General features: G+C 61.7%; 11 protein-coding genes and 1 tRNA gene. 9 read left to right on the forward strand and 3 right to left on the reverse strand.

All coding sequences use genetic code 11. From position 1 onward, the window contains the following. The 7 genes from ACVDG8_RS27655 (at position 1) to ACVDG8_RS27685 (ending at position 8172) form a co-directional block, all read left to right on the forward strand. Positions 1-813, forward strand: a complete 813-nt coding sequence (locus tag ACVDG8_RS27655; protein WP_447251269.1) for an HpcH/HpaI aldolase family protein — start codon at positions 1-3, stop codon at positions 811-813. Then, the gene (locus ACVDG8_RS27660; protein WP_447251270.1) at positions 813-1811 is read left to right on the forward strand and encodes a hydroxyacid dehydrogenase; all 999 of its coding nucleotides are present in this window, start codon (positions 813-815) and stop codon (positions 1809-1811) included. Before ACVDG8_RS27655 ends, ACVDG8_RS27660 begins: the two co-directional genes overlap by 1 nt. Before the next feature lie 284 nt (positions 1812-2095). Then, a complete protein-coding gene (locus ACVDG8_RS27665; protein WP_447257113.1) occupies positions 2096-2845 on the forward strand; it encodes an ATP-binding cassette domain-containing protein in 750 nt (249 codons plus the stop codon). Further along, complete coding sequence (locus tag ACVDG8_RS27670) at positions 2835-3926, forward strand: ABC transporter permease (protein ID WP_447251271.1); 1092 nt, start codon at positions 2835-2837, stop codon at positions 3924-3926. Before ACVDG8_RS27665 ends, ACVDG8_RS27670 begins: the two co-directional genes overlap by 11 nt. Positions 3927-3988: 62 nt before the next feature. Continuing rightward, a complete protein-coding gene (locus ACVDG8_RS27675) occupies positions 3989-4993 on the forward strand; it encodes a substrate-binding domain-containing protein (protein ID WP_455707310.1) in 1005 nt (334 codons plus the stop codon). Between the two features lie 595 nt (positions 4994-5588). Further along, on the forward strand, positions 5589-6200 hold the full coding sequence (locus tag ACVDG8_RS27680; RefSeq protein ID WP_447251273.1) for a hypothetical protein: 612 nt from the start codon (positions 5589-5591) through the stop codon (positions 6198-6200). Between the two features lie 85 nt (positions 6201-6285). Continuing rightward, complete coding sequence (locus ACVDG8_RS27685) at positions 6286-8172, forward strand: S8 family peptidase (RefSeq protein WP_447251274.1); 1887 nt, start codon at positions 6286-6288, stop codon at positions 8170-8172. A 76-nt stretch (positions 8173-8248) separates the two neighbouring features. Here the strand turns inward: ACVDG8_RS27685 and ACVDG8_RS27690 are convergent, their stop codons facing one another. Continuing rightward, on the reverse strand, positions 8249-8884 hold the full coding sequence (locus ACVDG8_RS27690; RefSeq protein WP_447251275.1) for a response regulator transcription factor: 636 nt from the start codon (positions 8882-8884) through the stop codon (positions 8249-8251). A gap of 93 nt (positions 8885-8977) precedes the next feature. Here ACVDG8_RS27690 and ACVDG8_RS27695 point away from each other — a divergent pair, with 93 nt between their 5' ends. Next, positions 8978-9142, forward strand: coding sequence for a hypothetical protein (locus tag ACVDG8_RS27695; protein ID WP_447251276.1), 165 nt, complete (start codon positions 8978-8980; stop codon positions 9140-9142). A gap of 353 nt (positions 9143-9495) precedes the next feature. Here ACVDG8_RS27695 and ACVDG8_RS27700 read toward each other — a convergent pair. Next, positions 9496-9572: transfer RNA gene (locus ACVDG8_RS27700), tRNA-Met, on the reverse strand. Positions 9573-9811: 239 nt separating this feature from the next. On the opposite strand from ACVDG8_RS27700, the gene ACVDG8_RS27705 reads away from it, so the two are divergent. Further along, a complete protein-coding gene (locus ACVDG8_RS27705; protein ID WP_447251277.1) occupies positions 9812-10777 on the forward strand; it encodes a Gfo/Idh/MocA family protein in 966 nt (321 codons plus the stop codon). A gap of 65 nt (positions 10778-10842) precedes the next feature. Here the strand turns inward: ACVDG8_RS27705 and mnmA are convergent, their stop codons facing one another. After that, entirely contained in the window at positions 10843-12033 is a 1191-nt protein-coding gene (mnmA, locus tag ACVDG8_RS27710) for a tRNA 2-thiouridine(34) synthase MnmA (RefSeq protein WP_447251278.1), read from the reverse strand. Positions 12034-12231: the final 198 nt, after the last annotated feature.

Raw genomic sequence — 12231 nt, forward strand, 5'->3', positions numbered from 1 at the left:
ATGATCAAGAACAGGCTCAAGCAGCTCTGGGCTGAAGGGAAGCCGACCATCAACGGCTGGCTTTCAATCGGCAACAGCTTCACCGCCGAGATCATGGCGGCGCAAGGGTACGACAGCATCGGCGTTGACCTCCAACACGGAGCGCTCGATTACAACGGCCTTCTCCCAATGCTGCAGGCGATGCGGGCCTCCGCCACGGTGCCGCTCGTCAGGGTGCCCTGGCTGGAGCCGGGCATCATCATGAAAGTCCTCGACGCGGGGGCTTATGGCGTCATCTGTCCGATGGTGAATACCGCCGAGCAGGCGGCCGAGTTTGTAAGCTACCTGCGCTATCCCCCGCTGGGCAGCCGAAGCTTTGGCCCGACACGCGTGAATTTCGCGGCCGGTGCCAACTATGCTTCGGAATCCAACGGCGAAATACTTGCCTTTGCCATGGTCGAGACCGCCGAGGCGATGGACAACCTCGACGCGATCGCTTCGACCCCTGGACTGGACGGGATTTATGTGGGCCCGGCAGACCTGACCCTCGGCATGACCCAAGGCCGCCTGCCGCCCGCCTTCGACCGCGAGGAACCGGAGATGATCGAAGCCATCCAGCGCATCGTGGGGGCCTGCAAAAGAGCCGGCATAGCCGCGGCATTGCACTGTGGAACTCCGGCCTACGCGGCGCGTGCGATCGGGTGGGGCTACAACATGACCACCGTGTCCAACGACGTACGCATGCTGGCCGGTGCGGCGGAAGCGAACGTCAAGAAGTTCAGGGAACTCACGGGTGGATCAAGCGTCAGCGTTGGTCACAAGGGAGGGTATTGATGCCGCATGTTCTGGTTGCCGGGAAGCTCCATCCGGCTGGAATCTCGTTGCTCGAGCAGGCCGCTGGCATCACCTACGACTACGTGGAGGAAGTCTCCGAGCCAAGTTATGCGCCGCTGATCGACAAGGCGGACGGGTTGGTGATCCGCACACAGCCTCTCTCGGCCTCGACCGTTGAGCTGGCGCGCAGGCTCCGGATCGTGTCCCGTCACGGTGTCGGCTACGACTCTGTCGATTTGCCGTCCCTCAACAAGCGCGGCATCACGCTCGCTGTCGTCGGAGACGTCAATTCCATATCTGTCGCCGAGCACGCCATGATGATGCTCCTTGCCTGCGCCAAGCATTCTGTGCGCGGTGACCGGTCAGTCCGCGAGGGCGGCTGGAATTGGCGAAACCGGCTGGAAGCATCCGAACTGGCCGGCAAGCGTCTGCTGATTCTTGGATATGGCCGCATCGGCCGACATCTCGCTAAGATGGCGGCTGCGTTTTCCATGGAAATCGCCGCCTACGATCCGTATCTCGAAAAAATCGGATGGCCGGAGGGGCCTGCCAAAGCCGTTTCCGATCTGGTGTTGGCCCTTCAATGGGCGGATGCGATCTCGGTGCATGCTCCCAAGGGTGATGCTCCTGTGATCGGCGAGCGCGAGTTCGCTCTCCTGAAGCCGGGAGCTTGGCTGGTGAACACCGCGCGCGGCGGTGTCATCGATGAAAAGGCACTTCTGGTAGCCCTTGAGTGCGGCAAGGTCGCGGCCGCTGGCCTGGATGTGTTCGACGAGGAACCACCCGCTGCCAACAATCCGCTCCTGTCTTGCGACCAGGTGATCCTGTCGCCGCATATTGCCGGCCTCACTGTCGAATGCGGCGAGCGGATGGCGGTCTCGGCGGTGCAGAACGTGCTCGATTTCTTCGAAAGCAGGATCGACCCCACGCTTGTGGTCAACGGCAAAAATCTTAAGGGGCAACCCGCCTCGGTGAACGGGTCATTGAGAGCATCTTAGCCGGCAAGCAACCGTTCAAAGCGGTGATGAGAGGGGCCTGTCAGCCCGGCATAATAAGCAACGTTGCAACAAGGTCGCTGCGACATCGCCGAACGCTGTTGTTTCCACGTCTGCAGCAATTTGTATGAAAATATCACATTGAAAACAGGCGCTTAATCCGATTCAAAAATAATTGTTGCAAATTGTAAAACTCTGCAATAAACATTGTTGCATAAGAACTTCATACGCAATATTCATTGCAAGTGAGGCGAGGCGGGACTCCAAGAGCCGCCGATCCAGGGAGGATGAAGCACGTGTCTTTGCTTGAAGTGCAGGGCGTCGGCAAAAGCTTCGGGGCAATCCGGGCGCTGTCGGACGTCAGCTTTTCGATCCAGCCAGGTGAAGTGGCCGGCCTAATGGGCGACAACGGCGCCGGCAAATCCACGATGGTCAAACTGATTTCGGGAAATTTTCCCCCGAGCGAAGGCGACATCAGGGTCGGCGGCAAGGCCTGCCACTTCCACAAGCCTCTTGATGCCCGCGATGAGGGGATTGAGGTCGTTTATCAGGATCTCGCTTTGGCGGACAATCTGACCGCCGCCCAGAACGTGTTCCTGGGTCGAGAGCTCAAGAAGGGCATCTGGCCTTTCCGGATCCTCGACAAGCAGGCGATGATCGATCGCTCCGCGGAGTTGTTCGGTGAACTGAAGTCGGAAACGCGGCCGCGCGATCTCGTCAAAAAAATGTCGGGAGGTCAGCGCCAGGCTGTCGCGATTGCACGAACCCGTTTGTCCAACGCCAAGCTCGTCCTTATGGACGAACCGACCGCTGCGATTTCCGTCCGCCAGGTCGCGGAGGTGCTGGATTTGATCCGGCGCATGAAAGCGCGCGGCGTGGCGGTCATCCTGATCAGCCACCGCATGCCGGATGTTTTTGCCGTGTGCGACCGCATCGTCGTTCTGCGGCGCGGCACGAAGGTTGCCGACAAACCCACCGATCAGACATCTCCGGAAGAAATCACCGGACTAATCACGGGAGCGATCCGTGCAGCCTAATCGAGTCCAAGCCGCGCAGGAAGGCCACGCCTCGATTGCCGACGTCGTCGGCATCGTGGAGCAGTCCGCTTTTCAAAAGCTGAAGACCAGCCAGGCCTTCTGGGTATCGGTCGCACTCTTCGTCCTTGTCGCGTTCATGAGCATGCTGGAACCGAGTTTCGGCACTGCCGAGAACGCAACCAACATCACCCGTAATTTTGCGCCCATTGCCATCATGGGGCTCGGCATGACCGTGGTCCTGATAACGGGCGGGATCGACCTATCGGTCGGGTCCGTCATGGGCCTCGTCGCCATCGTCGCCGGCGTGCTCCTGACCGCGCATTATTCATGGTACGTAGCCTTTAGTGCTGGCCTTCTCGCCGGCATCGCCTGCGGGTCGTTCAACGGCTTTTTCGTCGCCTATATCGGCATGCCGTCCTTCGTGGTCACGCTCGGCATGTTGTCAGTGGCCCGTTCGCTGGCTGTCGTGCTGTCAGGCAACCAGATGCTCTATCAGTTTGGGCCTGACGCTCCGATCGTGAAAGCCATCGGCCAGGCAAAGTGGCCGATACACTCGCCGGACGGCTGGGTTCCCAACTGGATACCGCAGTTCTCATCCCACTTCTGGGTGATGGTGGTCATGGCGCTGGCCCTTGGCTGGGTGTTCATCTTCACCGCATGGGCCCGCCATCTGTTCGCAATTGGCGGCAACGAGACCGCGGCGCGCATGACGGGCGTGCCGGTCGATAAGATCAAATTCCAGGCCTACGTGTTTTCGTCCTTCTGTGCCTCGATCGCATCTCTGCTCCTGCTCGGTTACAGCGGCTCAGCGATCAACGCGGTGGGCACAGGTTACGAGTTGCGCGTCATCGCCGGTACTGTCATCGGCGGCGCAAGCCTGATGGGCGGCTATGGCACCGCGTTTGGCGCCGTCATCGGATCGGCTTTCCTAGAAGTCGTCCGCAACGCGCTGCTGATGGCAGGCATCGATTCCAACTGGCAGGGTGCCTTCGTCGGCATCTTCATCATTCTCGCCGTGCTGCTTGGCATGGGGACATCAGGCAGATCGCTGAAGTCCTTCTTCATCATCAAGCGCGGCTAGAGTTCTGCCGGCCTGGGCCGGTGGAAAATCCTGAGGTGAACACAACAAACGGAGGAACATCGATGAAGAAATATCTTTTGGCGGCCGCGGTCGCCGCGTCCGCCCTGACGGTCGGACAGGCCTACGCCCAGCAGAAATACGTGTTCGCGCTGGTGCCGAAGAACATGAACAACCCGTATTTCGACCAGGCGCGTGATGGCTGCAAGAAGGCAGAGGCCGAGTCGAAAGGCGCATTCGAGTGCATGTACATCGGACCCGGCGAGCACGGTGGCGGTGAGGAGCAGGTTCAGATCGTGCAGGATCTGGTGGCCAAGAAGGTCGATGGTATCGCCGTCGCACCGGCGAACGCTGCCGCGATGGCCGTGGCGCTGCAGGCCGCAAAGGAAGCTGGTATTCCTGTGCTGACCTGGGACGCGGACGTGCTGCCCGAGAACAAGGATCTGCGCGCCGCCTATGTCGGAACGCACAACTATGCGATCGGCGTGAACCTCGCCAAGATCGTGCAGACGATCAAGCCGAAGGGCGGCACCATCTGCATCCAGTCCGGTGGCGCTGCGGCGGCAAACCACAACGAGCGCATGCAGGGCATCCGCGACACGCTCTCCGGGACCAAGTCGGCCGCCTCGCCGGGCGACCCCCTGACCGGCCAGAACGGCTGGACCGAAGCGCCCGGCTGCCCGCTCTACACCAACGACGACTTCCCGTTGTCGGTGCAGCAGTTCCAGGACTACATGGCGAAGATGCCGAATCTTGACGCATTCGTGCCGACCGGCGGTTTCCCGCAATTTGTGCCGGACGCCAACCGCGCCGCGGTCGAGCCGTACAAGGACAAGATCGCCAAGAAGGAACTGGCGCTGGTCGTGGCCGATACCTTGCCCACGCAGATCGAACAGATGAAGCAAGGCTACTCCCTTGGCCAGGTCGGTCAGCGTCCATTCGAAATGGGTTACAAGACCATGTTCGCGCTCAAGGACATGAAGGATGGCAAGCCGGCTCCGACCGATCCGACCTACACGGGCCTCGACGTCTGCACGCCGGAAACGGCCGACACCTGCATCGCGAAGTAACCAAAATAGGGGGCGGGAGAAATCCCGCCCTCCCGTTCCATGGGCGGCCGTGCCGGCGAGCGACCCGTTCCAAACCCATACATTGTGAAACCGGGAAGCATGAGAGCAGACAGACCCAAACTGCGGATTGCCTGATCGGCCTTCATGGGCAAGACCCACGTGTACGGCTTCGCACGGCGCAACGTGTGTTCGATCTGCCATTCGAGATCGCCCTGCGTACCATCGCCGACCGCACGGGCTCTTCTGGTGTTCCAAATTCGTTATAAATATCATGATCTTAACTGCTCATAATTTGGACAGGGCCGAGCACTTTTTCGCGCGGAAACACCACGGAAGCATGAGAGATCATGATTTCGGCTTCGCCTTTTGTAGCAACGGTCACTTTCGGCGCTTTTTCGCGCCGGCCTGCACGATCTAAGCCATTCGGATCAGGCCATTGAGCCTGCGCGCGAGGGTCGATTCGGGGCCATTTTCGGCTCATTTACTTTCAACCGGCGCCTAGCCTAGCCTCGCTCCAGTCGAGGCGACGCGGCCCCGCATCGCGATCCGTCGCTGTTCGGCATCATCCCTGGCGCAGCAGACACGGAGAGTTGACATGACAGAACTGCACACCAACGGAAATTATGGAAATTACGAGGGCTACCTCGCCCAGATGTTCAATCCGGCGGCCGTTGGCGGCCAATTCAATCCCGGCGTCTTTGGCCCTGTCGGCAGCGCGGGGATCGGTACAGGATATGGCGGCTTTGGCGCAGGCGGCGTTCCCAATGCAGCCCTCGCGCCGCACAACCCGTGGGCGCAGAACCTCTCTCAACCGAACGCGCTCTGGCCGCAACAGCAGGCATCCAATCCGGTTCAGTCGGTCGTCCAGGCTGCCCAGCACATTGCCGCAAGACAAGCCGTGCACGCGATCCAGTGCGCTCAGGCGCTGCAGCAAATCGTCCAGCACCTGGCGGCGCAACAATATGCTCAACAGTCGATTGGCGGGCAGCCGCAGTTCGGCCAGTTTGGCCAAGGGCAGCCGCAGTTCGGCCAAGGCATGGGCGGCGCCTTCAACGCCGGTCAGATCGGCCAGCCATTCCTGCAATCCTATGGATGGGACACGCCGAACCCGATCAACCAGGCGCTGCAGCAACAGGTAATGCAGCAGCTCGCCCAATATCTGGCGAGCCAGCAGCCGGGGCAGTTCCGCCACGGATGGGTACACTAGTCCATGCTGAGATCGAAGGGCCTTGGGGTCGCCTTCCCTGGCGGCCCGAAGGCCGCCCCTTTTAAGGTCCAAGGAGAGACGTGTCATGGCCGAGCAACAGCAGAAGAACGGCAACCACGCGGGCCGACCGGCAGGTTCGGGCCCGGCGAAACGAACGACGCAAGCTGCGGGCGAGACGCCGGCGGGCCTCAACGAGACATCGAGCGGTGAGACATGGAGCGGTGAGACATGGAGCGGCGCATCGGGCATCCTCACGCGGCGCAAGCGGCAATATCTGATCGCCATCCGAACGCTCCCAGGCTTTGCGGCTTCGCCCGCCAATTCGGTCCATGAAACCTTGAAACAGATGGAGGACGTTGAAATCCTTCGCCGCCTGCATCCAAAGGGGTTCAAGGGACTGGGCGCTGGCGCGCAGCCCGGCGCTCAGGAAATCATCGTCGTGCGCATGGACGACCAGCGCGCCGAAACCTTGCGGCAGAGCGCTCCGCCGCATGTCGTGATCGAAGAGGATGCGCGGATTGAAACCGGGATGTCGATGTTCCCAGCGTCTCTTGCCGCGCCGCGGTCGAGCCGGACGGCCGCCGCGCCGCGCAGGCGCCGCGAGGTCCAGTTCCAGGTTCTCGGCGAAGGCGACCAGCCGCTCGCCAGCGCGGGCGTAACTGTTCTTGGCCGCAGCTTCGGCGCCCTCGCCATTACCGATCAGGCGGGAACAGCCAGCGTCGCGATCCTTGACGCGGAGGCCGACCTTGAGGATGTCGGCGCCATCTATGTGCAGCCCGCAGCCGATCATTGGGAATGCTTTATCCAGCGCCCGATGCTAAATCCGGCCGAAACGAACGTCGTCAGGCTGCGTCCGCTGTCCTCGCAGCGGTTCCCGGACGCCGCCAACAAACCGGCGGGCGAAAAGCCGCCCGCCGCCTGGACACAGGAACTGATGGGCCTCGGCCGGCTCGCCGCCGGGCTGACGGGCGCCGGGGTGAAGATAGGGCTGATCGATTCGGGTTGCGACAACAGTCATCCTTTGCTTCGCCATGTGGCGAAGGGGGTGGACCTGACCCGCCGCAACGGTGCCGAGGGCTGGACTCGCGACGAGATCGGCCAAGGTACGCATTGCGCGGGGATCATCGCTGGCACCGGCGATTCAGCGCTGGGTGTGTCGGGCATTGCGCCAGGTGCCGAGATTCATGTCTTCAAACTATCTCCGGGCGGCCGTTTCAGCGATCTGATCGAGGCTTTGGATCAATGCATCGAGCGTCAGATCGATATCGTCCATCTCGGAGTTAGCGCCAATCAGGTTTCGGAACTCGTCGCACGGAAAATTATCGAAGCCCGGCTCCGGGGCGTCGCCTGCGTTGCGACTTCGGGCGATGAAGGCGGGCCGGTACGATTTCCCGGCATGGTTCCAGGGGTGTTGTGCGTTTCGGCGGTTGGCAGACTTGGCGAATTTCCAACCGACACGCATCACGCATTGACGGCGATCCCCGAATTTATCGGGTCCGTCGGCATATTCGCGACGAACTTCAGCGGCGCGGGTCCCCAAGTCGGGGTTTGCGCGCCGGGCGTTGCGGTCATTTCGAGCGTCCCGGGCGGCGGTCTCGCGGCTCGCGACGGCGGCGCGATCGCGGCTGCCCATGTTGTCGGCTTCGCCGCCTTGGTCCTAGCTCATCATCCGCTGTTCCGGGGCGTTTATGCAAGTCGAAGCGAACAGAGGGTCAATGCGCTGTTCGAACTCGTGCTCGCCTCAGCCACGCGCCCTGTCTTCGACCCGACCCGCGTCGGCGCCGGACTACCGGATTTTCGGGAGGTGGCGGGAATGGGCGCGTCCAACGCCGATGTATGGAACAAGTCTATGCAGAATCTCGGCGTCTTTGGCGGCGCCAAGGAAGGCCTCGGCGAACGATTCCCATCATACGTCGGCGCTCCGCCGGGCGCGATGGCGCTGATGCAGCTACACGCCGCTGGACTGATCTGAGCCAAGCAAACGCACGGCCCAATCGGCGCCCACTAACGCGGCGAAACGGGTCGATTGAGGAATAAGAGGCGGGAGGTCAGCCGAAACGCTGGCCCATAAGCGAGCTTCTAACCTTGGCCACCGCTTGGCCGCGACGGTGGACACCAAGTTTCTGCAGTATATTCTGAACATGATTCTTGGCGGTGCAGGTCTCGATACTTAAGCTACGTGAGATTTCTTTGTTGGAAAGGCCGCGACTTATCAGCTCGACGACCTGAAGCTCGCGGCCTGTCAGCGAAGCGCCGCCGTCGGTGCCCTGCGAAGCAGTCGAATGATGAAACAGCGACGCGGCGACCTTGGGCGAGCACACGAGTTCGTTGCGCATGACACTTTCAACGACGGCGACCACATCGTCGACCGCGGCGTCCATCCGCACATAGCCGTCAATGCCGGCGGCCGCGCACGCCAACACCTCGCTTTCGACCTCGCGTACGCCCATCGCGACAATCCGCAGCGGCCGGAGCGATTGCCGCAAGGCGTCAACCACCGCGGAGATTTCAAGCTGGACCGAATCGAGCAATGCAACATCAGCGGGAGTCGATCGAAGCGACTGCACCGCTTCATCCAACAGGCCCGCGCCGACGACTTTCAAATTCGGGCAGCCCGCAAGCTGAAGGGCCAGTCCCTCGCGATGCAGCCGCACATCGCTCAATATGAAAAGCTTGATCTGCATGAATGGCGTGGCTTGCAGAACCATCCCCAAGGTTGAGCCGAATCGACGAAGGTTGTCACGGAAGAACAGAAAGCTACCTCGCGGCTATGACATTTGTATGGCGGAGCCACCGCGCTGTTCTCGAATGTCGAGATCGGCTCCAGCAACATAAAGGCCGATCAGCGGCGTCAGGCCAAGCGCCTTGCCGGTGATCGACAGCAGGCCGAGCGCGCCACCGACCGACAGCCGGCAGCGCAGCCAGACAGCGGGCGCCTTTAGCTCCTGCTCTGGAAATCGCGGAACACGCTGCTGCTCGTGCAGCGCGAGTGCCTACTGGCAGCTGTGTTGCGATCCATCCATCGCTCATTCTTGCAGATCGATACGGCCTCCTCCGTGGCCCCCTCGAAAACAAGGCAGGGCTCGGTGCGCCACCAATGATGCAAGCATGGCTGCGCGCCGTCTTCGGGTGCCACGTATTGCGCCACACCCGGCCGAAACTGGCAAAGTGAATTTTACTGTCGTGCGACGTTGCCGTCTCGAGGACGCCGCATTGAAATTATTGACTAATTTCCACAGGAAGCGCTACCACTATGCATAAATTTTTCTGATATTTCAATAGCTTAGCGCAATTTTGGTAGCGGGAGAGGGACTTGAACCCCCGACCCCAGGATTATGATTCCCGTGCTCTAACCAACTGAGCTACCCCGCCAGGGTGGCAAATGGCTTGAAAAACCGTCCGGATTGGGTGGCATTTCAAGGCGTTCGCCGAGGTCGCGCGGATATAAGGGTGGCGGGGCAAAGCTGTCAAGCTTGGATGCGGCCGGCATGCAGCATAATCTCATCCCAGAAAAGCTTTGCCGGCCAGATGATCGAGAGGACGCGGGCGGGGTTGAGTTCGGTCGAGCACGTCGCTATGTCTCGCCCATGAATTTCTAGAGTTTTGAGCGAATGAAGCCGCGCATCGCCGTCCTCGGTTGCGGATACTGGGGCAGCAACCATATCCGCACCCTCAAGGCGCTTGGCGCGCTCGCTGCCGTTTCCGACGTCAATCGGGCGCGCGCTGAAGGTTTCGCCAGCGAGCAGGATTGCGTGGCGATCGAACCGGACAAGCTGTTCGATCGCGCCGATATCGATGCCATCGTCATGGCGCTGCCGCCGCAATTCCACGCCGACACGGCGGTGCGCGCCGTCGAAAGCGGCAAGGACGTGCTGGTGGAAAAGCCGATCGCGCTGACGGTCGCTGATGCCGAACGCGCCGTGAAGGCGGCAAAGGACAATGGCCGCGTCTTCATGGTCGGCCATGTGCTGCGCTTCCATCCGGCGTTCGAGATGCTGAAGGCGCTGATCGATAATGGCGAGCTCGGCGAGGTGCGCTATATCCACTCGCATCGCCTCGGCCTGGGCAAGTTCCATACCGAGAACGACGCGCTGTGGGATCTGGCGCCGCACGATCTGTCGATGATCCTCGCCATCACCGGCACCGAGCCGATCGAGGTGAGGGGCGAGGGCGCGGCGCTTCTCGACAATCTCAGCGACTTCGCGCATCTGCATATGCGCTTCCCCAACGGCTTGCGCAGCCATCTCTTCGCCTCGCGGCTGAACCCCTATCGCGAGCGGCGGCTGACGGTCGTCGGCACCAAGGCGATGGCCGTGTTCGACGATGTCGAGCCCTGGGAGCGCAAGCTTGCCGTCTATCGCCACGCGGTCTGGCAGGACAGCGGCCAGTGGGCCTTCACCGCCAACGAGCCTTCCTATGTGGCTGTCGGCGAAGGCATGCCGCTGACGCGCGAGCTTGCTCATTTCATGCAATGCATCGAAACCCGCACCGAGCCGCGCACCGACGGCGAAGAGGCGATCCGGGTGCTGCGCATCCTGACCGCCGGCACGGTCGCGCATAGCGGTTCGCCCGCCTGAAGGCGGTTCATCTCGGCCGAAAATCAGGCCGGCTGAAAAATCGAGGCTGCTGAAAAATCGCGAGCTTACTCGGCCGGGATTTGCGCTGGCCGCGCGGCAAGCCTGGAAAGCATGGCCTCGGCCTCGGCGCCGCGCTCGGAGCGTTCGATGAAGCCGCCGCCGAAGACGCGCGCTTCGTTGCCGTCATCCGAATAGAGCACGCAGGCCTGTCCCGGCGCGATGCCAGACTCGCCGTCCGCCAGCTCAACCGACGTCACGCCGTTGCGGTGATTGAGCACCGCCGGACGCGGCGGCCGGGTCGAGCGGACCTTGGCGAAAAGCTCAATCCCACCAGTGGGGATGTCCGACAACGGCGCATCGCCCAGCCAGTTCATGTTGCGCAGGTAGATCTTGTGCGTCTCCAGCGCCTCGCGCGGGCCGACGATGACGCGCGCGCGGTCGGCATCGAGATGGACGACATAGAGCGGCTCGCCCGACGCGATGCCGATGCCGCGGCGCTGGCCGATCGTGTAGCGCAGGATGCCTTCATGGCGGCCGAGCACGCGGCCGTCGATATGGACGATGTCGCCCGGATTGGCGGCGGCCGGCTTCAGCTTGGCGATGATGTCGGAATATTTGCCCTGCGGCACGAAACAGATGTCCTGGCTGTCCTGCTTGGCGGCGACCGTCAGGCCCATTTCCTCGGCAATAGCGCGCACCTGCGGCTTCGACAGGCCGCCGAGCGGGAAGCGCAGATAGTCGATCTGCGCCTGCGTGGTGGCGAACAGGAAATAGCTCTGGTCGCGGTCGGCATCGACCGGCCGGTAGAGCGCGCGATGCGCGCCGCTGGCGCCAGAGCGGATATAATGGCCGGTGGCCAAGGCGTCGGCGCCGAGATCCTTGGCGGTGGCAAGCAGGTCGGCGAACTTCACCGTCTGGTTGCAGGATACGCATGGGATAGGCGTTTCGCCGGCGACATAGCTTTCGGCAAAGGGATCGATCACCGCCTTGCGGAAGCGCTCCTCATAATCGAGCACGTAATGCGGGATGCCGAGCGTTTCGGAGACACGGCGGGCATCGTCGATGTCCTGGCCGGCGCAGCAGGAGCCGGCGCGGTGGGTGGCAGCACCATGGTCGTAGAGCTGCAGCGTGACACCGACGACATCATAGCCTTCGCGCTTCAGGATGCCGGCAACGACCGACGAATCGACGCCGCCCGACATGGCGACGACGACGCGGGTGTTTTCGGGACGTCCGGGAAGATCGAGGCTGTTCATGGTGCTTTCACTGTGCGGCGCTCAATGCCAATGGCCGGAATATAGGTCAAGGGCCACGCATGCGCCAGCTTGCGTCCACTAGCGATTTTACCGGCAAAATAAGGGCCGGGATGCGGTTGTTTCAAATTCTAAACGAAAGCCTAACCGGGCGTTCACGATCCTTACCTAGTGATTAGGGTTCGCTTAGGCAATTTTTAA

The sequence above is a fragment of the Mesorhizobium sp. ORM8.1 genome (genome assembly GCF_053005525.2).

Bases quoted from the DNA above. Each gene is read 5' to 3' on its own strand.
- ACVDG8_RS27665 (WP_447257113.1), top strand. From the start codon at position 2,096: ATGAAGCACGTGTCTTTGCTTGAAGTGCAGGGCGTCGGCAAAAGCTTC.
- ACVDG8_RS27685 (WP_447251274.1), top strand. From the start codon at position 6,286: ATGGCCGAGCAACAGCAGAAGAACGGCAACCACGCGGGCCGACCGGCA.
- ACVDG8_RS27655 (WP_447251269.1), top strand. From the start codon at position 1: ATGATCAAGAACAGGCTCAAGCAGCTCTGGGCTGAAGGGAAGCCGACC.
- ACVDG8_RS27660 (WP_447251270.1), top strand. From the start codon at position 813: ATGCCGCATGTTCTGGTTGCCGGGAAGCTCCATCCGGCTGGAATCTCG.
- ACVDG8_RS27675 (WP_455707310.1), top strand. From the start codon at position 3,989: ATGAAGAAATATCTTTTGGCGGCCGCGGTCGCCGCGTCCGCCCTGACG.
- mnmA (WP_447251278.1), bottom strand. From the start codon at position 12,033: ATGAACAGCCTCGATCTTCCCGGACGTCCCGAAAACACCCGCGTCGTC.
- ACVDG8_RS27680 (WP_447251273.1), top strand. From the start codon at position 5,589: ATGACAGAACTGCACACCAACGGAAATTATGGAAATTACGAGGGCTAC.
- ACVDG8_RS27690 (WP_447251275.1), bottom strand. From the start codon at position 8,884: ATGCAGATCAAGCTTTTCATATTGAGCGATGTGCGGCTGCATCGCGAG.
- ACVDG8_RS27705 (WP_447251277.1), top strand. From the start codon at position 9,812: ATGAAGCCGCGCATCGCCGTCCTCGGTTGCGGATACTGGGGCAGCAAC.